Below are 19,296 nucleotides of genomic sequence, written 5' to 3'. Positions count from 1 at the left end.
CGGCATCCCTACTTCCGCAAATGCCGCAGGACTCCCACCACGACGCCTGCGATGTGGAAGGCATCGGTGTCTTTCACGACGATCGGCTGCAGGCGCTCGTTGGCGGGACGGAGTTCGACGACCCCGCCTGTGCGGAAGTACCGCTTGATCGTGGCTTCCCCGTTCACGAGGGCAATGACCGTCTGCCCGTTCCGGGCCGTCGCCTGTTTCTGGCACACGACGATGTCTCCGGGCAGAATCCCTTCGTCTCGCATCGAGTCTCCCTTGACGCGAAACGCGAGGGTCTCGCCCCGCCCCACCATGCTGCGGGGGACCTCTACCAGCTCCACCTCGGGCTGTGGAAACACTTCCAGGGGATCCCCGGCGGCCACGGTGCCGACCAGGGGAATCCGGGCCGGCGTGGCGAGCAGGCTGATCGCCACCTCCACCAGACCGGGGATGCGGCGCGTCCCGGTTTCGTAGCGGGTGATGGCGAGACGCTTGAGCCGCAGCTCGTCGGCGAGTTGCTGCTGCGTCAACCCGAGGGCTGTCCTGGTCCGTTTCAGGTCGGCTGGCGTCATGTATCCAATGGATACATCTTTGGGAGGCAGGTTGTCAAGGAGCTGATGGGGCTAGGCCAGCCCGAAGCGTTTCAGTGGAACTCAGCCAGTGCGTCGAGCGACTTGTGCGGTCCTCAAGGCTAAGCTATCATCCGTTGTCGTTTCTCGGTCAGCTCACCTGAAGAAGGAGGAGACAGATGCTCACGCGAATGCTGGGCCTTCTCAGCGGGGTCATGTGGGCCAGCCTGCTGGCGGTTGGGGTGGTGGCAGACCCTCCTTTTGGGGCATCCCTGGGCCAACACGGGACGATTCCCTCAGTCTTGGCGGCGGAGAAAGCCGAACTCCTCGACATCAATACGGCCAGTGCGGACCAACTCAAGGCCTTGCCGGGCATTGGCGACGCGTACGCTGAAAAAATCATCAAAGGCCGTCCGTACAAGCGCAAGGATGAGCTGGTCCAAAAGAAGATCATCCCGCAGGCAACGTACGACAAGATCAAAGACAGAATCATTGCCAAGCAACAGTAGCCTGCTGGCGGCGGGTTGTGCCGAACGTCGGGGTGTTCAGCGCACGCGCGCATGAGAAGTAGCGAGCCGCCAGGGCTCGATCAACGCGGTTGATCAGCAAGTCCCGGTCGCGCATCCCCGGCGACGCGGGGCCGAACGGCGAATGCCCGCTCGACAGCCATCAATGCGTGAAGCGGTGTGGTGGCTTCCACGAAGCTGCGCGACTTCTGGGAACGCCGACATGAGGACGTCACGCTCTTCGTCCTGTTCCTGGGTACGATCCCCCCTGAGAGCCAGGTTTTCATCGTCGCGGTGGGCATCAACCCTAACCGCCGCAAGCGGCCGCTCGGATTTTGCGACGAGGCAAAGGAACACCATGAAGATCTGCGAGGCGCTGTTGGCCGACCTGGAGCGGCGAGGGTTGACGCTCTCCAAGCGGGTCCTCTAGGTCACCGATGGGGGAAAGGGCATCATCAAGGCGTTGACGGCGCGGTATGGCACGAAGCTGGTGCACCAACGGTGCACGATTCACAAGGATCGCAACATCCAGCGGCACCTTTCCAAGCGGTATCGGAAGTAGGCTCACCGCCGGTACCGACGGGCCTTGGAACAGCATGCCTATGAGGACGCCCGGGCCATGCTGCTGGACTTCGAGCAGTGGCTGCGCCGCAGCCGCGAGTCCGCCGCTGACTCGTGGCTGGAGGCGTTCGAGGAGTTGCTCACGCTGCATCGCCTGAAGGTGCCGGCAGCCCTCCGCACGACGCTGCACTCGACGAACCCGATTGAGCGCAGGTTCGCCACGGTGCGGGACTGCGAGCGCGACATCAAGCGATACCGCAACAACCAGACTCGTCAGCGCGGGGTGGTGGCTATGCTCTTGCACGCCGAGCAGGGATGCCGACGAGTCAAGGGGCACGCCGTCATAGAGGCCGTGGTCGTGACTATCGAGGCGACTCAGGCCGAGGCGGAATGCCGGGTGGCCTGACAGGTGAAGGTTCGTGATCAGCGAGCCAGGAACCGCTCATCATCATTTCAACGAAGGTCTTGACGACCTCAGGAGCAGGGAGGTGCTATGCCGACGTCAAAACAGAAGCAGACCGCAGCTAAGATACAAGAGTTTGCTGATTTCTTGAGAGATGAATGGCCAAGTGTCAGCATTCGTTAGTCACTTGAGTGTCAGCATTCGTTAGTCAAGACTTGGCATAATCTGTGGCAACTCATTGGGAGGAGAGGAAGTTGCCATGGGTAAAAAAACCATCGTGAGCGTCGTCGTCAGGAAATGGTCGAGGCCGTGCGGCATGGAATGCCGCTGCGGCAGGTTGCCCGACACTTCGGGGTCGCCTTGCGGACGGTCCAGTACTGGGTCGAGCACGCGGGCTCGACCCGGTTGGATCGGGTGGACTGGTCCGATCGGCCGCCAGGGTCGCGGCAGCCAGCTAACAAGTATGCCCCGGCCGTGGAAGAGCGCGTGCTGGCGGTACGACAGGCGTTGCAGGCGACGAGCGACCTGGGGGAATACGGGGCGGGGCCCATTCGTCAGGCTCTGGCCGCCCAGGGATTCACGCCACTGCCCGCAGTCCGCACCATTGGCCGGATCCTGGAACGCCGGGGCGTCCTGGACGGGCGGCGCCGCCAGCGCTGGCCAGCCCCGCCGCGCGGGTGGTATCTGCCTACGGTCGCGGCCGGACAGGCCGAGCTGGACAGTTTTGATCTGATCGAGGGGCTCGTCATCCGCGGCGGCATCGAGGTGGAGGTGCTGACCGCGGTCGGACTCCACAGCGGCATCCCGGCCGCCTGGCCGAGTGGGCCGTGGACGGCCCGCCAGGTCAGCGCGCAGCTGGTCACTCACTGGCAACACGTCGGCCTGCCGGCGTATGCCCAGTTTGACAACGACACGCGGTTTCAGGGGCCGCATCAGCATCCGGATACCCTGGGGCGCGTGATCCGGCTGTGTCTGAGCTTGGAGGTGACCCCCGTGTTCGCCCCGCCCCGCGAGATGGGGTTTCAGGCCGCACTCGAGAACTTCAACGGCCGCTGGCAAGCGAAGGTGTGGACGCGCTTTCAGCACGACTCGCTCACAGGCTTGCAAGAGCAGTCGGCCCGGTTCATTGCCGCCAGCCGGCGCAAGCTGGCCACACGGTTGGAGCAAGCCCCATCGCGACGGCCATGGCCGGTCACCTGGCGGTTTGATCCCCAGGCTCCGTTGCGTGGGTGTGTGATGTTCTTGCGCCGGACCAACGAGGAAGGGGTGGTTTCCCTGCTGGGCCGCATGCTCCCGGTGGACTCGACCTGGCCCCACCGCCTCGTCCGGGCCGAGGTCGATCTCACGGCGCACGTGATCCGGGTCGTTGCCCTGAGACGCCGTGATCCCTTGCACCAGCCGCTGCTGCGTGAGATACCGTATCGGTTTCCGCATCGCCCGTTCCGACTCTGACTAAGAGATGCTGACACTTGCCATGGTGCAGCAATGTTTCTGACTAACGAATGCTGACACTTGGCCGATGAATACTTAGATCCGGATCACTTTGACGGGTGGCCTGGTTTGCCGGTTCCCAAGAAGCCCCATAAAGTGCCGGAGGCAATGCCAAGGGCAAAACTGGAGGGGGCCAATTTGTATCTTCTTGGCTGTTTCGTAGATATGAACGAATTTGCTTGGCGAGCTTGGTCAAATGTCCGAAAGTTTTTTGACTCTATTCCTCGCGCCTCACAGGGAGAGCTGTGGCATTGGATTGCTGATCATCACAATGAATGGAATGGCCTACCAAAACTACATAGGTATGATTGGCGGCATGCGAAGATAGTGACCATCGCTCAAAAACTTGTGCGTCCACCGTACAAAGGCGACCCGAGAAGAATATGGGAGGGCCGTGACGGTAAGGCGGTACTTTCAATTCTTGAAAACGACTTGCGGTTTGGGCCTCAGATATCTCGAATGACGCTTGGAGGACTCAGGGATCACAAGCTGGTGCAGATGAAATGCAGCGATTGTAAGGCGGATGTTCATGTTTGTCGAGCAATGAAGGCGTTGGAATTGTCGCGGACAGATAAGCCTGCTGATGTGGAGAAAGCTGGAAAAGATCTGTTTGCTGATCCTTGGTCTGTGGATGGCGCCCTTTGGGAATTGGGAAAAGATTATGAAATCGAGGATCTCTCGGACCTCGAACGATATTACCGCGAGATGGCATCATGGAAGCGTGTTGAGCAAACCGTCAAAGAATTAGTGAAAGGGATGATAGACGAGCTGTCTGCTGGTCTGGGTGAACGCGACGGATGGGCCCTACGATATGATCCCACGCATCATTGGGCCGGGATATGTCTCGTAAAGACTGAAGGGCCTCTCAAGAATATTATGGATCCCATTGAGAAATGTAAATTGTGGGCGTGGGTTGGCGCTGGATGGTATCAGACCTTGGTGATTGCGGTTGAAGTAGGCGGGGAGCCCGACTACTTCACTACTAAACCCGTCGGCGACTGGTGCAAAAGGATGAAAATGGAGATGAAAATGGAGGAGGAAAAGCAGACCTCTTCAGGTCGCTGGGGAATGCGGGTATTCTATGGCGATCGTCAGGTGAACAAAGAGGATCTTCAGAATAGAAAATGGCTCATCAACAATCTGAGTGTGCAGCTAAAGCGGGTAGTGGCCCCCTTCTTGTGGAAATTAAAAAGGCGTATCCTCCCGGCATCGTGACATGAACCGGCCCTGGCAGGGGCCAGCACAAGGAGGACTACGCCTATGCCGACGCAGTTTAGCCGATCTCTCCAACAGATGAAAGCGGTCCTGGGTCCGGATCTCTTGACGGAAGCGTTGAAAGGGAAAGTACGCGAGTTGATCGAGACGCTGGTGGACGCGGAGCTGACGGAGGTGCTGGCGGCGGTGCCCTATCAACGGAGCCAGACGCGGCGGGGCTATCGCCACGGCCATACCGCGCGCACCCTGACCACGGGATTGGGACCGACGCGCCTGACGCTGCCCCGGGCGCGGCTGCACACGGACGCGGGGACCAGCGAGTGGCAGAGCCGGCTGCTGCCGCGGTATCAGCGGCGGGCCGCCGCGGTGGACGGGGCGTTGCTGGGGGCGTATTGCAGCGGGGCCAATGGGCGCCGGATCAAAGGGGCGTTGGGCCCCTTGCTGCGAGGCGCGCCGCTGTCGAAGAGCGCCGTGTCCCGCCTGGTGGGCCGGGTGAAGGCACTGTATGACGAGTGGCATCAGCGACCGTTGCAAGAGGAGCGGTACGTGGTGCTGTATCTGGACGCCATCGCCCTGCGGGTGCGGTTGGCCCAGAAGGTGACCTCGGTCCCGGTGCTGGTGGCCGTGGGCGTCCGCGCCGATGGCCAGAAGGTGATCCTCGATCTGGAGCTGTTGACCAGTGAGTCCACGGCGGCCTGGCAAGGGCTGTTGGAGAGCCTGATCACCCGGGGGCTCCAGCGGCCCCAGCTCTGCGTGATCGATGGGAACCCCGGCCTGCGGGCCGCCTTGCAGACCAGTTGGCCGGGGCTCGCCGTCCAGCGGTGCGTCGTACATAAGTTGCGGAACCTGGAACGCCATGCGCCGCGGCATGCGCACGACGACCTGCGCACCGACTATCATCGGATCGTCTATGCGGAGTCGGCGGCCCAGGCCCGCCACGCCTATCGAGCGTTTCTGGCGACCTGGGAGAAACGGGCGCCCAAGGTCGCAGCGAGTTTGCGTGAAGCGGGCGACGAGCTGCTCACGTTCTATCGGTTTCCACCAAGCCAGTGGAAGGCCCTGCGGACCACCAACGCGATCGAGCGGCTGAATGGGGAGTTTCGGCGCCGCGTCAAAACCCAGGGCGCGTTGCCCACGGCACAGGCTGCCGAGGTGCTGTTGTTTGCCCTCTTGCTGACCGGCCAGATCCGGATGCGTCGGATCGATGGCTGGCGCCAGCTGGGCATCATCGCGGCCACCGCGCCGGAGGCCGCGTAAGGGGGGATACCAGCGGTCACGCCGCATGGCGATCGCCTCGTATAAGGCTATTACGGAGGCCATGATTCAGAGGAGATGCCGGGAGAAGCCAATTTCCACAGAAATCGGGACGCTACCCTAAAGCGCGTACAAGAGTTCATTAAGGCCGTCGAGTCACAGGCGAACAGGTGAGCAGGTCAAGTCCGCCGGTTGCTGTAAATTGGATCAAGGATGCCCGACCTCATGGGTTGTGTTCGAACCCTGTTCGACCTCTCTGATCCGCCGAATGCCCCCGATGGTTCCATCGCGCCGCTCTCCGATCTCGTGTCCTAGGGCCAATGCGGCGCTCGTTTTTCTCGGTCACTGCGGCGGACCGCCTTGGTGAGGGGCGCATGGCGCGTGGCGTGCGCCTCCTGGAGCTGGGTTCGCAGTTGCCCCTTTGACACTCCCACGGCTGAAGCCGTGGGAGTGTCAATGTAAGCTGCCCCAGCCCGGGTGGTGGACGGGAGCGCAAGATGAGTTCTGACCTGATCTTTGAGGTAACAACGCCCCTCGGATTTCTTGTCCGGTGTACCCGTTCCTATTGGGAATTCATCGTGAACCACAAACACCCTGTCCTCAAGGGTCAGGAGCAGGAAGTCATCCAGACCCTCGTCGCTCCCGACGAGGTGCGTCGAAGCCGAAGGGATTCAAATGTCCTGCTATTCTACCGCGGCGCTTCGCCCCGATGGCTCTGCGCTGTGGTGCGGCACGAGGACGGTACCGGTTTCCTGATCACCGCGTACCCGACGGACCGTATTAAAATAGGAGAAACGATATGGACAAGATCAAGGTGATCCACGATACCGTCGGCCACACGCTGACGGTCTGGCTGGATGATCCCGCCAAAGAGCACGTATGCGAGGAGACGACGGACGAGGTGGTCCTTATGAAGGATGCCTCGGGCCGCGTGATCGGAGTGGAGTTGCTCCACTATCGCCCTGAAGGACCGCAGAAGACGCTTTCCGTCGAGACGGTCGTTCAGGCGGATTCCTGACGAACCGAAGCGGATTATGGCGACCAGCGAAAGCTTGCGGGCATGGCTTTTTGACACTCCCACGGCTTCAGCCGTGGGAGTGTCAAAGGCAAGGAACGAACAGGGCGAGGTGTCAACCACCCCGGACTGAAGTCCGGGGCTTGGACATCCAAGCCCGGGGTTGACCAGGGCAAGCGGTAGCCAATCCGCTCCGTTGCTGGGACCGCCGCGTGGCGGCTCTGTCGGACGGCCTGTCGTCTGACAGAGAGGGCGCAAGACCGACGTTGGAATGCTTCCTCAGTTCCAACCGCTCGGAGCCTCGGTTGCAGACAAGCCACGGGTCGGCACGAAACGGACCGAAGCAGATCGCCGCTCAGCAACATGCCCGAGGGGAGCCCGGCCGCGTGACAGGCGTCGCGGCCGGCGTCACCGCCGAAAGGCGCGAAGAAAGGAGTAATCCAATGCATGTGTTTGTGTGGGGCAAGAACGGCAAGGCATTGATGCCATGCCACCCAGCGCGGGCGCGGCAACTGCTGCGCGACCAGCGCGCCGTGGTGCATCGGATGGTGCCGTTCGTCATTCGGTTGAAAGACCGAACGTCGGGAGACACGCAGCCAGTGTGCCTGAAGCTGGATCCTGGCAGCAAGGCCACGGGCCTGGCGCTGATACGCGAAGAGAGCAGCCGCCACCACGTGCTGTTCTTGGCGGAACTGGAGCATCGCGGGCAGGTGATTCGGGACACGTTGGCGCAGCGACGGGCGTTTCGGCGAGCGCGACGCAGCCGGAAGACCCGCTATCGCGCCAGGCGTTGTGACAATCGCCGCAGGCCGGACGGCTGGCTGGCTCCCAGCCTCCGCCACCGCGTGGACACGACGCTGGCGTGGGTGCGGCGCTTGCGGCGCTGGGCGCCGGTGACGGCCCTCAGCCAAGAGCTGGTCCGGTTCGACACGCAGAAACTGCAAACCCCGGACATCACCGGCGTCGAATACCAGCAAGGCACGCTCGCTGGCTACGAGGTCAGGGAATATCTCTTGGAGAAGTGGGGGCGCGAGTGCGCGTACTGCGGGGCAACCGGCGTGCCGCTGGAGATCGACCACATCCATCCCCGCTCTCGCGGCGGTAGCAACCGGGTCTCGAACCTGACGGTGACCTGTCGCGCGTGCAACGAGCGCAAGGGCAGCCGGGATGTGGCCGAGTTTCTGGCGCACGATCCCGAGCGCCTGGCCCGGATCGAGGCGCAGCGCACAATGCCGCTCGAGGATGCGGCGGCGGTCAATGCCACCCGCTGGGCGTTGTTCGAGGCGCTCGGCGCCACGGGGCTCTCGGTAGAAACAGCCAGTGGTGGGCGCACCAAGTTCAATCGGATGCGGTGTGGCATCCCGAAGACGCATGCACTCGACGCGGCCTGCGTAGGCCAGGTCGATGCCGTGACCCGCTGGCGGCGGCCGGTGCTTCAGATCACATGCACGGGGCGCGGCAGCTATCAGCGCACGCGGCTCAACAGGCATGGTGGTATGCGCGGGTATCTCACGCGCCGGAAGCAGCACTTCGGTTTTCAGACGGGCGATCTGGTGCGCGCACACGTGCCGGATGGCAAGAAGGCTGGGATCCACATGGGCAGGGTCGCCGTACGCGCCTCCGGCAGGTTCAATATCCAGACCGCGAACGGCGTCGTTCAAGGCATCTCGTACCGCCATTGCACGCTCATCCAGCGTGGCGACGGCTACGGGTATGCCGCAATTCCTCCCCGGACTGAAGTCCGGGGTTTCCTTGCGAAGGGTTTATGATCGCCTTCTTTCTCAATGGCAACGGAGACTCTCACGACCGCTTGTTGTTCCAATCCGAGGCCTCGGCGGAAATCTTTGCGGAGGAATACCTCGCCGCGCACGGCTCGGATCCGTTAGCCGCCCGGGCGGCCACGATCTTCAGCCTGGTCCGCGGCTGGGACTATCAGGGACTCCCGCGCTATGCCGTCCGCTGTTTCGACTGCGGCGCCGACAACCTGGAGCACTGGTACACGAGCACGCGCGGCGGCTACCATCTCTGCCCCGCGTGTTTCGAGGCCCGGGTGGCAAAGGGCCGTGCCAAGATGAGGGTGGAAGGCGATGCCGAACGATGACTCCCCGCTGCCGGACGTCGACTGGCGGCTGACGACGTTCGAGGGCGCGCGCCGCGAGCAGCTCCGCCGCTGGTCGGCATTGCCGCTTGAAGACATCCTGCAGGCTATGGAAGAGATGCAGGAGATGGCCCGCCGGTTGGGCGCAGCGCAGGCCGGCGAGGCCGATCGGGGGCTGGACGACGACAACGCCCGCTCGGCCTAAACGGAACCGTGCCGCATGCGAGACAGCCGGCTGCACGTTCTTCGCCTTCGCGCAGTCCTCATCGCGTGTCTGCTCGGCGTGCTGCTCGCGCGCCCTGCGCTCGCCGCCGCCGCGGAATTCACCGCGCCCGTCGTCAAGGTCGTGGACGGCGACACGCTCGTCGTGCTGATCAACGGCGAGACCCGGCGGATCCGGCTCCACGGTATCGACGCGCCGGAGAAGCGGCAGCCCTTCAGCCGGCGGGCCAAGCGGTTCGCCGCGGACTTAGCGCTCGGCCGGACCGTCACGGTGCGCGAGATCAGCCGGGACAAGTACGGGCGGATCGTCGCGGAGGTCATCCTGCCGGACGGACGCGTCCTGAACGAGGAACTGGTCCGGGCGGGGCTCGCCTGGTGGTACTGCCGGTACTCGGCGGACGAACATCTGGCGGCGTTGGAACGGGAGGCGCGGGCGGCCAGGCGCGGCCTGTGGGGCGATCCGAACCCCATCGCCCCGTGGGACTTTCGGCGTCCGGGCCGGCCGCCGCAGCCGGCCTGCCAGTAGGAAGCGAAGAGGCGCGTGGGCATGCCACGTGCGGCGCACACACTCTGGCTCATCGGGTTGGCGATGGCCGCCCTGCTGGCCGCGCTCATCGCCGGGTGGCTGCCCTGCCCGTGGCCGGTGTGCCGGTGGATTCCGTTGGTCCCGGAGCCCATCGCCACCTATGCGGACTATCGCGCTCTGCTCGCGGGGAACCGGTCCGCAGGCGGTCGCGTCGCGAGCCGAAGGCCGGTGGACTGCGAAGCCGTCCGGCAGGATGTCGCACGCCGTTTTCGCGCCGGGGAGCGTCTCCTTGCCGAGCCGGAAGAGGCCAGCCCCGCGCAGCAGTGGCTGGTGCGGAACGGGTTGCTGGATGCCTGGATCACGGGCGCCACGCTCCATCTGCGGAATACCCTGATGGAGACCCCGGAGAGCGTTGAGACATGGCGGACCCGCGTCGAGCGGCTGCTCACGCGCCGGCCGGAGGAGCGGGACCTGCTGGCCGGGCTGTTCCGGGCGCTCGTGCTGCACGGGCGCCGCGGGTCGGCGATCCTGCCCCTGCGCGACACGCCGGGGTGTGTGCCGGGCGGCCCGGGACGGTAATACCTTCCATGCCCCGCGGCGCAAACGCGGGCATGGTGGACGACGACGAGGAGGCGCACGGAGGCCATGGAAGAAACGGCAGGGGGGCCCCGCCGCGAAGCGGCGAGCGCGGCCGGCGAGCGAGAGCTGGAAGAGGCGCGGCAAGACGCCCTGTGGATGGCGCGGGTGGAGCACGATGCGGCGCTCAAGGAAGAACGGGCGTGGTGGCGGGTGTTTCGCGGCCGCTAGGAGGATTTCTACCGGGCTGACGTCCTCCCGCGGTGGCGGGCGCTGGAGTGGCAGGGAGCGCTCGCGCGGACCCTGCGGCACGCCCAGCTGCCGATGCCCGCGAGCTGGGAGGCCATGGCGGACCATCCGGACCGGGGGCGCTACTGGGCGTGGGTGTATGCGCAGATCCCGCTGCACTACCAGGACGGCGACATCCTCTTGCATCTCCCCCAGCACAGCTCCGCATCGCGCAGGCGGAGCGCATCTTCCGCTGGGAACGGCATTGGGACCGGTACTGCCGGGAGCACCCGGAGTGCAGGCGGATCGCGCTGCCGGGGCAGCACCTGGTGACGGTCCTCTGGTGGGCGCGGCCGAAGGATGATCGGCCGCCGGACTGGTGGCCGGCGGGCCATGTGGCGTTTCAGCCGGAGCGGCTGCGGCGAGGACGGAGGAACCAACCATGATGGCGCTGGAGGCGCTCACGGCGCGCGCGCAGGCCGCCCGGCGGCCGAGTCCGCCGGCGGGTCCGGTGGGGACGCTGCACCTGGGCGAGGGCGCGCGGCTCGGCCTACCGCTCGGCGCCCCGGTCACGGTCGGGCCGATCGAGATTCCGGACGCGGACCGGAGCGGCCATCTCGGCTGCTTCGGCACGACTCGCGTCGGCAAGACCCGGCTCATCGAATCGCTCGTGGAGCAGGACATCCGGAAGGGCTACTCGGTGCTGATCATCGACCCGAAGGGCGACCACGAGCTGATGAACCGGGTCGTCCAGACGGCGGTGGAGACCGGGCGCCTGGACGAAGTCATGCTGCTCACGCCGATTTTCCCCGAGGTCTCCATTCACGTGGGGCCGTTGACCAGCTACTACATGCAGGACGAGCTGGTCAACATGCTGATCAGCGGGGTCAAGGCCAAGGAGGACTACTTTGTCGCGATCGCGCAGGAGGTCTCGCAGGTGATCGTCGCGGGGATGGTGGCGCTGCGGCAGGCGGACCAGGATCCGCGGCCGCTCACGTTCATGGACGTGAAAGAGCGCATCGGGTTCAAGGACCTGGTGGCGTTCTCCGAGGAGTTGGCCCGCGTGCCGGGCACGGACCACATCCGCCGCTCGATCCTGCAGATGATTCAAAGCCCCAACCTCGCCGATTTCTGGGCGAAAGTGTCGTCGAGTTTCCGCACCACGCTCTCGGCGCTGACGTTCGGGGCGGTGGGGGAGATCATGGGGCGGGCGACGGTCAATCCGGTGGTCGAGCGGCTGGAACGCGGCCGGCCGGTGATCGTCGTGGCGCAGACGGGCTCGTTGCTCACGCAACGCACCAGCGTGCTGGTGGGCAAGATGCTGGTGTCGATGATCCAGGCGCTCATCGGCCGGCTGTTCAGCAGCGGCCGGGCGCTCACCCCGCCGCTGTGCCTGCACATCGACGAGGGGCACAACGTGCTCTATGCCGGCTTTCAGGAACTCATCAACAAGGGCGGCGGGGCCAACTGCTGGGTGCATTTCTACACGCAGTCGGTGGCGCAGATCGAGGCGGAAGTCGGGCCGGAATACGCCCGGAGCATCATCGACAACATCAACACGTGGATCTACCTCCTGGTGAACCATCCGGAGACGGCGCAGCACATCGAGGCCACGAGTCCCTTGCGGTACCGGTACGAGCCGGTGATGCAGATGGGCGGGGACGTGACGATCCGGACGACGGAGGGGCCGGCGATTCGGGCGGACCGGGTGTTGCGGCTGCCGAAGCGCTGGTTCTACTGCCGCAGTTACGGGAAGGTGTGGAAAGGGCGGACGCCGGAGGTCACGCCGACGTGGCTCAAAGTCCGCTGGCCGGTCATTCGGCCGCAGGCGGCGCCGGGACCCGCCGAGGCGGAGGCGCCGTCATCCGGCTGAGGCCAGGCGCGGGACGCGGCTCGGCTAGCGTCGGCGCTTCCGGGCTGCTCGGCGTGGCTGGGGGCGGGGTGCGGATGGTTGAGGGGCGCGCGGGACGGTGGATGGCCCGGGCGCTCGAGCGGCCGGGCGAGATGCGCCGACCGCGGGGCGTGCGGCGGAGGCCGGAGGAGCCGGCGCGGCCGCGGAGACGGCCTGGTACAAGCCGGGGGCCGTGCGGCGGATGAGGCCTGCTGGCGCAAGCTGGCGAGCCGGGCGGTGAGGCTGGACCGGTGGCAGCGTTGGCCGCGGGCCGCCAGTTGTGCGCGCAAGGCGGCCGGCGAGAGCGGCGTGGGACTGGCCTTGAGGATGTCCAGCACCACGGCGCGGAGCGGAGGGCGGCTGCCGGAGGTCACGGGGGCGCGCGGGGCGGCGGGGCCGCCGGGCGGCCTTTCAGGACCGCGATCGTCCGCTCGATCGCCGCGATGTCCTCCTGCAGGCGTGCGAGCGCCTGCCGCTGCCGGTCGAGGAGCGCCGTCAACGCCGAGAGGGTCGGGGTCGCCATGCCGGCCCTTGTAGCACCGGCGCCCGTCCCTGTCAAGCCGTCTTGGTAATACCAGAACAAGGAATCTCACCAGAGCCGTATCTCGGCTCACCGTAGGCGGCGGGTGCCACTCCGGCCGCCGAAGTCCCGGGAGGGACCGGCTGGATGCCGGCCGCCCTCCGTCCCTGCGACCAACCAACCAACAATCCCTTCGGCTCCGTCCGTCAGGCCGTCGTCTGCCCGCGCGGCAGGTGCGCGCGGCGGCGATGAACGCGCGGCATGGAGTGGCGAAGGGGAAAGGAGGGTTCTATGATCGAGTTCCTCATTGTTATCGCCCTCGTGATTCTGGTCACGAGGGCAATCGAGCGCGGGCGGTATTATCGCCGCCTGCGCCGTCTCCGCGGCTGGCGGCCCGAGGCGAGCCTGACCGCCCTCTGGCGGGGGGAGAACCGCCTGATGGGGGCGCTTCTCATCGTGGCGGCCATCATGTCGTTCGTTGGCATGATGGCCATCACGGCCCTGGCCATGGGAGGCTGGCGATGAAAATTGCTCAGCTCTCCCAAGCTCGGCGCGTGTCGGTCCCGCTGGTGGCCATCGCCACCGCGGACCAGCACGCGCTGGTGGCGCAGCTCGCCGAGGGCCTGGCGAACGGCCAGGCTCGGCCGGTGTTCCGTTGGGATCTCGTGCGGGGTCTCAGCGCGTTGAATCGCCCGGCGGCGGAGGCCTTGGCCGCCATGCTGGGCGACCTGCCGCCGGAGGCCACCGTGGAGCCGGTGGCCGCGCTGACCGCGCTGGCGAAGCTGCCGACGGGCGGGGCGGCGTTCCTGCTCAACGCCCATCGGGTGTTGGAGCAGGCGGCGGTCGTCCAAGCGGTTTCCAACCTGAGAGACCGCTTCAAACAAGACGGCCGGATGCTCATCCTGCTGGCGCCGTCCCTCCGGCCACCGGCGGAACTGCAACACGACGTGCTGGTCCTGGAAGACCCGCTGCCGGACACGGCGGCGCTTCAGGGCATCGTGGCGGAGCAGCACGCGGCGGCCGGACTCGCGGCGCCGGAGGACGCGCTGCTGGCCAAGGCCGGGCAGGCGTTGCGCGGCCTCTCCGCCTTTGCGGCCGAGCAGGCCGTGGCGCTCTCGCTCTCCCGGAGCGGCCTGAACCTGGAGGCGCTCTGGGAGAGGAAGATCCAGATGGTCAACCAGACCCCTGGGCTGACCATCTGGACCGGGAAGGAGCGGCTGGATGATTTGGGTGGCCTGGCCCAGATCAAGCAGCTGCTGCGGCGGATCCTGGCTGGCCGGCAGGCGCCCCAGGCCCTTGTGTTTCTTGATGAAATCGAGAAGGCGCTGGCCGGGGCGTCTGGGCCGATCGGGGACTCCTCCGGTGTCTCCCAGGACATCCTGGGGGCGCTCCTGTCATACATGCAGGACAGGGGCGCCTCCGGAATGATCTTCGTGGGGCCGCCGGGCACGGCCAAGTCCGCCGTCGCGAAAGCGGCGGGCCGGGAAGGCGGCGTGCCGACGGTCCGGCTGGACCTGGGGGCGGTGAAGGGCTCGCTAGTTGGCGAGTCCGAACACCGCATCCGGCAGGCGCTCGCCGTGATCGACGCGTTGTCGGACGGGCGGGTGCTCTGGCTCGCCACCTGCAACAAGGTGGCGAGTCTGCCGCCGGAACTCCGCCGCCGGTTCAAATTCGGGACGGTCTTTTTCGACCTCCCGGACGCGGCCGAGCGGCGGGCGATCTGGCAGCTCTACCGCTCGCGGTATGAGTTGCCGGAGGATGATCCGGGACCGGCCGATGCCGCCTGGACTGGAGCGGAGATTGAAACCTGCTGTCAGCTCGCCTGGCAGCTGCAGATCCCGCTCCGGGAGGCGGCTCGCTATATCGTCCCCGTCGCGCAAGCGGCCCCGGAGACGATCGACGAGCTGCGCCGGCAAGCGGCGGGCCGGTACTTGTCGGCGTCCTACGCCGGTGTGTATCGGCTGCCCGAGGCCGCTGTGGCCGCGGACGGGGTGCCGGCGCGGAGCCGGACCCTGGTGCTTGACTAGGCTGCCCGAGCGGCGGGAGGCGGAGCGATTCGCCTTCCGCCGGTCATTTCCAACGAACAGAACAAGATAAGCCGCTGACCACGGGAACGGCGGCCCTTCACGGGACCACAAGCCTTTACACGAAAGGAGGAACGGCCTACAATGGCGAGCATGGACACTTTGCAAGCCTACACCACGCTGCGCGCGAAGTTCGATGAGTCCACCGCGAAGACGATCGTTGATGCGGTGGTACAGCTGACATCGCCGCCGTTGACGGACATGGCGACGAAAGCCGATCTGCGCGCGGAAATCAGCGCTGTCAAGGCGGCGATGGAACAGCTGCGAGCCGATCTGCTTGACAAGATGCGGAGCACGGCGCTGACCATCATCGGCGCGAATCTGGCCGCGCTAGCTATCGCCACCACGATCCTCATCAAAGTCCTCAAGTAAGACCCTCCCCAAGCTCGCCGCTGCCGCGAAGTCCCGAGCTCCTCGGCGGATCGCGGTGCCGCGGCTGGTTTCCTCACCAATCCCTGCAATCTCTGATTGACCGCGCTACGACGCGGCAGACGCGTCGCGGCGTGAGGACCGTTTGCGAACACACCATAAACCTAATCGGAGACCTAACCGGCTGCGCGCGCATGCCATGGCGCAGTCTGTCGAAAGGAGGATGTCATGAGCAGAATCAATCCTGTTGAGATCCGCCGCCGCCTGGCGGCGATTTTTCCCGGCACGTTTCTCCTACCGAGGAGGGACTGCCGGTGCGTGCTGCACGTGGCGGGCGCAGAAAACGACCCCAACGCCGAGGTCGGGGTCAAGGTCTGCCGGCCGTGCCGGAAGTACGAGCGGTACCTGCGGTACTGCCGGCCGGAAACGGGCGTCCGGCCAACGGCGGCGGTTTGCTGAAAAGGAGATGGATCGATGAGTCATGTCGCAACCATCGAAATAGAAATCCGTGACCTGGACGCGCTGGACGCCGCGGCCAGGTCGCTGGGGCTCGAGTTGGTCCGCGGCCAGACCACGTACAAGTGGTATGGCCGGCACGTGGGTGATTACCCGCTCCCTGCGGGTTTCACCCGCGAAGACCTCGGCCGCTGTGACCACGCGATTCGTGTGCCCGGAAACAACCAGGCCTACGAAATCGGCGTGGTCAAACGCCGGGATGGGAGACCAGGGTACGCCCTGCTCTGGGATTTCTGGCAGGGCGGCTTTGGCTTGCAAGAGAAGGTCGGCGAGCGCGCCGGCCGGCTCAAGCAGGCCTATGCCCTGGAGGCTGCCAAGCGGGCCGCCTGGCGCGCGGGACACCGCGTGCTGGGCGAGACCCGCAGAGCGGACGGGGCCGTCGTCCTCCGCCTGCTCCCACGAGGAGGCGGGCGATGAGCGAGCCGACCATCGAGATCGCCATCTCGCCCGAAGGCGAGGTGGAGGTCAAAGTCGCCGGCTGCGCCGGCCCGGCCTGCGCCGACCTGACCAAGGCCATCGAGCAGGCCTTGGGCCGGGTGACAGCGGACCGCAAGACGCCGGAATACTTCCGGCAGGAGACCAGTCATGTCAGACATTGACAGAGAGCTGGTCATCTGGCCGGACGGCACGGCGGTAGCGATCCACGAGGACCGGCTCGCGCCGGTCCTCGCGGCGCTCGGCCGGGTCGCGGTCGCCCGCGCCAGCCACGTCGAACCCGTCCTGGTGGACGGGGAGATGCGCGGCTGGCAGGCGGATCTCTCGCCGGTCAACGGGCCGGTGTTGGGGCCGTTCACCACGCGCCAGGAGGCGCTGGAGCTCGAGCGGATCTGGCTCGAGGAGGCACTCCGGCGCGGCCCACACACTATCGCCCTCGCCCGCGCTCAGGTGCGGGACGGGGGCAAGGAGGGTTGATGCACCTGATCAAGCTTCGTGATGAAGACCTTCCCTCGAGCTGGGGCGCCCTCCCGCTCGAGGAGAAGGTCCTCCTGAGAGCCATTAGTGGCTGGGCGCTCTATTTCGAGCGCCCAGTCCATGACATCGCCCAGGTCTTGCGCACTATTGTCCAAGGGCTGGAGGAGATCCAGCGCAAGATCGAGGCAGAAAGTTCGCCGTCCGCCGTGGCGGACCGGCTGATGCGCGAAATGGGAGGCTCGTCATGATCCAACATCTCCAAGAAACGCCGGTCTCAGTCGGAGAACCGGCAGCAGGAACCACCACCGCCGCCGACCTGTGGAAGCAGGCGGTGGCGTTGGTCATCGAGACCCGGCGGATGGGGATCCGCCGGATCGTCACCGGGCACGCGCCGGACGGGGCGGACCCGGAGATGGTCCGGGTCTCCAAGGCCATTCTGGACGGCCCGGAGTATCGGGCCATCGTCCGCTGTGACCACCGCCTCCGGGCCGAAGTGGGCAAGCTGGGCTTGCCCATCTCGGCCTACTTCAAGGGCGCGGCGGTCATTCCCGTCGCGCTCCTCGACGAGGTCGAGGACCGGCTGGAAGCCTTTCAGGCGGCCCGCCAGGCAGCGGTGGAGGCGTTCATTGCCGCCTATCCGGCGATGGTCGAGCGGGCGCGAGCGCGGCTGGGGCCGCTGTTCGATCCCGCCGACTATCCGCCGGTGGAAGCCCTGGCAGGGCTCTTCGGGGTGAGGGTTCAATACCTCACCTTCGACCTGCCGGGCGTGCTCCAGCATTGCTCGGAGCGCGCCCGGCGGCGGGCCATGGCTGAGGGCCAGGCCCAGCTGGGCGAGGCCATCCAGGAGATGCGCCGGCATCTCCGGGAGGCCTTCGCGGGCCTGGTCACGCACCTGCGTGACCGGCTGGCGCCCGATCCCGTGACGGGCGCACGCCGGACGCTGCGCGCCAGCAGTGTTCAGGGGCTCCTGGAGTTCCTGGATACCTTCGGTGCGCGCAACGCCGTGGCGGGCGACGCCGATCTGGCGGCGCTCGTGGGCCAGGCGCGCGCGCTCCTGGCCGGCGTGGAGCTGCCGGAGCTGCGGACGGACGAGGCGCTCCGGCAGGCCGTCCAGGCGGGCCTCGACGGGATCACGGCCCAGCTCGACGAGCTGCTCGTCGCGCCGCCGCGCCGCCGCTACGACTGGGCGGAGGAAGAGGCGCCGTGACGGGCGGCGCCGCCCCCAGTCGCGCCGCCCCGGCGCCGGACCGGGACTGGGACCGTCTCGCGGCGGAGGCCGCGGCGGTCGATCTGGTCAGGCTGCTGGAAGACCGCGGGTACCGGCCCGTGTGGAAGCGGCCGGATGGGGAGAAGGCCACCTTCCGCGTGCCGTGGCGGGTGGACCGCCACCCCTCCCTGGGGGTCTACCGTCGCGGGCAGGTCTGGTACTGGACGGACCATGCCCGCGGAGAATCCGGCACGTCCATCCAGGCCGTCCAACGGCTGGATGGGTGTTCACGGACCGACGCCATCCGGCGGCTCACCGGCGTGGAGACCGGTGAGCCGCGGGAGCGGAAGGGTTCAGAACCCCCGGTGCGGCCAGCCACACCGGCCGCGCCGGATCCCCGGCGGTCGGCCCAAAAGGCTCAGGCCCGCCAGCTCTACGAGCAGGCCCGGCGGGCCATGACGCCTGAGCGGGCCGAGCGGATTCGCCAGTACTGGGCCCGGCTCGGGCTCGCCATCGTGCCGGACATCGGCGCGGTGTATGTCGAGCTCGAGGCGGGCGGGCGGGCGCGACCGTATCTGGCCATCCCGCTGCCGCGGGCGTCGACCTACTGGGCGGTCGAGTGCCGCCTGCTCGACTCCCAGGGCGAAGCCGACCGGCTCTGGCGGGCCCGGACCTACGGCCCCAAGGAGCTGTGGGTGCACTGGCGCGAGCGGCCGGACAGGATCGTGATCACCGAGAGCATCCTCGATGCTCTCGCGATCCTCACGATCTGGCCGGAGGAGCGGGCCTCGCTCGTGGCGCTCAACGGCGTCGGCAACGTGCGGTTGTTGCCGGCACTGCTCCAGCGCGCGGCGCGGGCGGGGCGGCCCATCCGGACTGTCCAGCTCGCGCTGGACGCCGACCAGGCGGGCCGGAAGGCGGCGGAGGAGGCGGTGGCGCTCCTCGCGCCGCTCGGCGTGACGGTCTCCCGCGACCGGGAGGCGGCCTACGCCGAGCGGGGCCTCAAGGACACGCACAAGCTCCTCGAGGCACTCCGGGCGGACCGGGCAGCCGGGCCGCGCGAACCCGAGTCATCCATCGGCCGGCGGCGGGTGCCGCTGCTGGTCGAGCAGTTCATCTGAGAGGAGGTCACATGGAAGGAAATC

Annotated in this window: 24 protein-coding genes and 2 pseudogenes; 24 read left to right on the top strand and 2 right to left on the bottom strand. The window is 66.6% G+C overall.

The window, feature by feature from the left end; all coding sequences use genetic code 11:
* Positions 1-8 precede the first annotated feature (8 nt).
* Entirely contained in the window at positions 9-560 is a 552-nt protein-coding gene (gene lexA, locus ACWHTU_RS12305) for a transcriptional repressor LexA (protein ID WP_447859661.1), read from the bottom strand.
* A 176-nt stretch (positions 561-736) separates the two neighbouring features.
* Here lexA and ACWHTU_RS12300 point away from each other — a divergent pair, with 176 nt between their 5' ends.
* From ACWHTU_RS12300 to ACWHTU_RS12235, 14 genes and pseudogenes are all read left to right on the top strand, one after another.
* Positions 737-1,066, top strand: a complete 330-nt coding sequence (locus ACWHTU_RS12300) for a ComEA family DNA-binding protein (protein ID WP_447859660.1) — start codon at positions 737-739, stop codon at positions 1,064-1,066.
* Between the two features lie 439 nt (positions 1,067-1,505).
* A pseudogene (locus tag ACWHTU_RS12295) lies at positions 1,506-1,625 on the top strand (hypothetical protein); the annotation flags it as partial.
* A gap of 57 nt (positions 1,626-1,682) precedes the next feature.
* The gene (locus ACWHTU_RS12290; RefSeq protein ID WP_447859659.1) at positions 1,683-2,030 is read left to right on the top strand and encodes a hypothetical protein; all 348 of its coding nucleotides are present in this window, start codon (positions 1,683-1,685) and stop codon (positions 2,028-2,030) included.
* Positions 2,031-2,312: 282 nt separating this feature from the next.
* A pseudogene (locus ACWHTU_RS12285) lies at positions 2,313-3,479 on the top strand (helix-turn-helix domain-containing protein); the annotation flags it as partial.
* A gap of 60 nt (positions 3,480-3,539) precedes the next feature.
* Positions 3,540-4,733, top strand: coding sequence for a hypothetical protein (locus tag ACWHTU_RS12280; RefSeq protein WP_447859658.1), 1,194 nt, complete (start codon positions 3,540-3,542; stop codon positions 4,731-4,733).
* Between the two features lie 45 nt (positions 4,734-4,778).
* Entirely contained in the window at positions 4,779-5,990 is a 1,212-nt protein-coding gene (locus ACWHTU_RS12275) for an IS256 family transposase (protein ID WP_447859657.1), read from the top strand.
* 796 nt (positions 5,991-6,786) lie between these two features.
* On the top strand, positions 6,787-7,005 hold the full coding sequence (locus ACWHTU_RS12270; RefSeq protein ID WP_447859656.1) for a DUF2283 domain-containing protein: 219 nt from the start codon (positions 6,787-6,789) through the stop codon (positions 7,003-7,005).
* A 440-nt stretch (positions 7,006-7,445) separates the two neighbouring features.
* Positions 7,446-8,771, top strand: coding sequence for an RNA-guided endonuclease IscB (gene iscB / locus ACWHTU_RS12265; RefSeq protein WP_447859655.1), 1,326 nt, complete (start codon positions 7,446-7,448; stop codon positions 8,769-8,771).
* Positions 8,768-9,103: a hypothetical protein gene (locus ACWHTU_RS12260; RefSeq protein ID WP_447859654.1), complete on the top strand. Its 336-nt coding sequence runs from the start codon at positions 8,768-8,770 to the stop codon at positions 9,101-9,103. The genes iscB and ACWHTU_RS12260 overlap by 4 nt, the downstream gene beginning before the upstream one ends.
* Positions 9,090-9,305 carry a hypothetical protein gene (locus ACWHTU_RS12255; RefSeq protein WP_447859653.1) on the top strand — a complete coding sequence of 72 codons (216 nt, stop codon included), beginning with the start codon at positions 9,090-9,092 and terminating at the stop codon, positions 9,303-9,305. Before ACWHTU_RS12260 ends, ACWHTU_RS12255 begins: the two co-directional genes overlap by 14 nt.
* Before the next feature lie 15 nt (positions 9,306-9,320).
* On the top strand, positions 9,321-9,848 hold the full coding sequence (locus ACWHTU_RS12250; protein ID WP_447859652.1) for a thermonuclease family protein: 528 nt from the start codon (positions 9,321-9,323) through the stop codon (positions 9,846-9,848).
* 21 nt (positions 9,849-9,869) lie between these two features.
* Positions 9,870-10,427, top strand: coding sequence for a hypothetical protein (locus ACWHTU_RS12245; protein ID WP_447859651.1), 558 nt, complete (start codon positions 9,870-9,872; stop codon positions 10,425-10,427).
* A gap of 66 nt (positions 10,428-10,493) precedes the next feature.
* The gene (locus ACWHTU_RS12240; RefSeq protein ID WP_447859650.1) at positions 10,494-10,655 is read left to right on the top strand and encodes a hypothetical protein; all 162 of its coding nucleotides are present in this window, start codon (positions 10,494-10,496) and stop codon (positions 10,653-10,655) included.
* Positions 10,656-11,094: 439 nt separating this feature from the next.
* Positions 11,095-12,525: a type IV secretory system conjugative DNA transfer family protein gene (locus tag ACWHTU_RS12235; protein WP_447859649.1), complete on the top strand. Its 1,431-nt coding sequence runs from the start codon at positions 11,095-11,097 to the stop codon at positions 12,523-12,525.
* 388 nt (positions 12,526-12,913) lie between these two features.
* Here ACWHTU_RS12235 and ACWHTU_RS12230 read toward each other — a convergent pair whose 3' ends face one another.
* Positions 12,914-13,066: a hypothetical protein gene (locus ACWHTU_RS12230; RefSeq protein WP_447859648.1), complete on the bottom strand. Its 153-nt coding sequence runs from the start codon at positions 13,064-13,066 to the stop codon at positions 12,914-12,916.
* A gap of 288 nt (positions 13,067-13,354) precedes the next feature.
* Here ACWHTU_RS12230 and ACWHTU_RS12225 point away from each other — a divergent pair, with 288 nt between their 5' ends.
* From ACWHTU_RS12225 to ACWHTU_RS12180, 10 genes are all read left to right on the top strand, one after another.
* Positions 13,355-13,588, top strand: coding sequence for a hypothetical protein (locus tag ACWHTU_RS12225; protein ID WP_447859646.1), 234 nt, complete (start codon positions 13,355-13,357; stop codon positions 13,586-13,588).
* Positions 13,585-15,090, top strand: a complete 1,506-nt coding sequence (locus ACWHTU_RS12220) for an AAA family ATPase (protein ID WP_447859645.1) — start codon at positions 13,585-13,587, stop codon at positions 15,088-15,090. Before ACWHTU_RS12225 ends, ACWHTU_RS12220 begins: the two co-directional genes overlap by 4 nt.
* 141 nt (positions 15,091-15,231) lie before the next feature.
* The gene (locus ACWHTU_RS12215) at positions 15,232-15,519 is read left to right on the top strand and encodes a hypothetical protein (protein ID WP_447859644.1); all 288 of its coding nucleotides are present in this window, start codon (positions 15,232-15,234) and stop codon (positions 15,517-15,519) included.
* Positions 15,520-15,744: 225 nt separating this feature from the next.
* Positions 15,745-15,975 (top strand): hypothetical protein, encoded by a 231-nt coding sequence (locus tag ACWHTU_RS12210; RefSeq protein WP_447859643.1) that lies wholly within the window; start codon positions 15,745-15,747, stop codon positions 15,973-15,975.
* Positions 15,976-15,990: 15 nt separating this feature from the next.
* Positions 15,991-16,449, top strand: a complete 459-nt coding sequence (locus ACWHTU_RS12205) for a hypothetical protein (protein ID WP_447859642.1) — start codon at positions 15,991-15,993, stop codon at positions 16,447-16,449.
* Positions 16,446-16,631: a DUF2997 domain-containing protein gene (locus tag ACWHTU_RS12200; protein WP_447859641.1), complete on the top strand. Its 186-nt coding sequence runs from the start codon at positions 16,446-16,448 to the stop codon at positions 16,629-16,631. The genes ACWHTU_RS12205 and ACWHTU_RS12200 overlap by 4 nt, the downstream gene beginning before the upstream one ends.
* Complete coding sequence (locus ACWHTU_RS12195) at positions 16,618-16,944, top strand: hypothetical protein (RefSeq protein WP_447859640.1); 327 nt, start codon at positions 16,618-16,620, stop codon at positions 16,942-16,944. Before ACWHTU_RS12200 ends, ACWHTU_RS12195 begins: the two co-directional genes overlap by 14 nt.
* A complete protein-coding gene (locus tag ACWHTU_RS12190) occupies positions 16,944-17,192 on the top strand; it encodes a hypothetical protein (RefSeq protein ID WP_447859639.1) in 249 nt (82 codons plus the stop codon). Before ACWHTU_RS12195 ends, ACWHTU_RS12190 begins: the two co-directional genes overlap by 1 nt.
* Positions 17,189-18,151: a hypothetical protein gene (locus ACWHTU_RS12185; protein WP_447859638.1), complete on the top strand. Its 963-nt coding sequence runs from the start codon at positions 17,189-17,191 to the stop codon at positions 18,149-18,151. The genes ACWHTU_RS12190 and ACWHTU_RS12185 overlap by 4 nt, the downstream gene beginning before the upstream one ends.
* Positions 18,148-19,272: a toprim domain-containing protein gene (locus tag ACWHTU_RS12180; protein ID WP_447859637.1), complete on the top strand. Its 1,125-nt coding sequence runs from the start codon at positions 18,148-18,150 to the stop codon at positions 19,270-19,272. Before ACWHTU_RS12185 ends, ACWHTU_RS12180 begins: the two co-directional genes overlap by 4 nt.
* Positions 19,273-19,296 lie beyond the last annotated feature (24 nt).

Source organism: Nitrospira calida (assembly GCF_976986435.1).
The sequence above is the reverse complement of the archived record's forward strand: the minus strand, read 5'-3'. Positions and strand labels throughout refer to the sequence as shown.

What these genes read in the sequence shown, in the direction of transcription:
- lexA (WP_447859661.1), bottom strand. Translation starts at nt 560, where the DNA reads ATGACGCCAGCCGACCTGAAACGGACCAGGACAGCCCTCGGGTTGACG.
- ACWHTU_RS12300 (WP_447859660.1), top strand. Translation starts at nt 737, where the DNA reads ATGCTCACGCGAATGCTGGGCCTTCTCAGCGGGGTCATGTGGGCCAGC.
- ACWHTU_RS12290 (WP_447859659.1), top strand. Translation starts at nt 1,683, where the DNA reads ATGCTGCTGGACTTCGAGCAGTGGCTGCGCCGCAGCCGCGAGTCCGCC.
- ACWHTU_RS12275 (WP_447859657.1), top strand. Translation starts at nt 4,779, where the DNA reads ATGCCGACGCAGTTTAGCCGATCTCTCCAACAGATGAAAGCGGTCCTG.
- ACWHTU_RS12270 (WP_447859656.1), top strand. Translation starts at nt 6,787, where the DNA reads ATGGACAAGATCAAGGTGATCCACGATACCGTCGGCCACACGCTGACG.
- iscB (WP_447859655.1), top strand. Translation starts at nt 7,446, where the DNA reads ATGCATGTGTTTGTGTGGGGCAAGAACGGCAAGGCATTGATGCCATGC.
- ACWHTU_RS12260 (WP_447859654.1), top strand. Translation starts at nt 8,768, where the DNA reads ATGATCGCCTTCTTTCTCAATGGCAACGGAGACTCTCACGACCGCTTG.
- ACWHTU_RS12255 (WP_447859653.1), top strand. Translation starts at nt 9,090, where the DNA reads ATGCCGAACGATGACTCCCCGCTGCCGGACGTCGACTGGCGGCTGACG.
- ACWHTU_RS12250 (WP_447859652.1), top strand. Translation starts at nt 9,321, where the DNA reads ATGCGAGACAGCCGGCTGCACGTTCTTCGCCTTCGCGCAGTCCTCATC.
- ACWHTU_RS12245 (WP_447859651.1), top strand. Translation starts at nt 9,870, where the DNA reads ATGCCACGTGCGGCGCACACACTCTGGCTCATCGGGTTGGCGATGGCC.
- ACWHTU_RS12240 (WP_447859650.1), top strand. Translation starts at nt 10,494, where the DNA reads ATGGAAGAAACGGCAGGGGGGCCCCGCCGCGAAGCGGCGAGCGCGGCC.
- ACWHTU_RS12235 (WP_447859649.1), top strand. Translation starts at nt 11,095, where the DNA reads ATGATGGCGCTGGAGGCGCTCACGGCGCGCGCGCAGGCCGCCCGGCGG.
- ACWHTU_RS12230 (WP_447859648.1), bottom strand. Translation starts at nt 13,066, where the DNA reads ATGGCGACCCCGACCCTCTCGGCGTTGACGGCGCTCCTCGACCGGCAG.
- ACWHTU_RS12225 (WP_447859646.1), top strand. Translation starts at nt 13,355, where the DNA reads ATGATCGAGTTCCTCATTGTTATCGCCCTCGTGATTCTGGTCACGAGG.
- ACWHTU_RS12220 (WP_447859645.1), top strand. Translation starts at nt 13,585, where the DNA reads ATGAAAATTGCTCAGCTCTCCCAAGCTCGGCGCGTGTCGGTCCCGCTG.
- ACWHTU_RS12215 (WP_447859644.1), top strand. Translation starts at nt 15,232, where the DNA reads ATGGCGAGCATGGACACTTTGCAAGCCTACACCACGCTGCGCGCGAAG.
- ACWHTU_RS12210 (WP_447859643.1), top strand. Translation starts at nt 15,745, where the DNA reads ATGAGCAGAATCAATCCTGTTGAGATCCGCCGCCGCCTGGCGGCGATT.
- ACWHTU_RS12205 (WP_447859642.1), top strand. Translation starts at nt 15,991, where the DNA reads ATGAGTCATGTCGCAACCATCGAAATAGAAATCCGTGACCTGGACGCG.
- ACWHTU_RS12200 (WP_447859641.1), top strand. Translation starts at nt 16,446, where the DNA reads ATGAGCGAGCCGACCATCGAGATCGCCATCTCGCCCGAAGGCGAGGTG.
- ACWHTU_RS12195 (WP_447859640.1), top strand. Translation starts at nt 16,618, where the DNA reads ATGTCAGACATTGACAGAGAGCTGGTCATCTGGCCGGACGGCACGGCG.
- ACWHTU_RS12190 (WP_447859639.1), top strand. Translation starts at nt 16,944, where the DNA reads ATGCACCTGATCAAGCTTCGTGATGAAGACCTTCCCTCGAGCTGGGGC.
- ACWHTU_RS12185 (WP_447859638.1), top strand. Translation starts at nt 17,189, where the DNA reads ATGATCCAACATCTCCAAGAAACGCCGGTCTCAGTCGGAGAACCGGCA.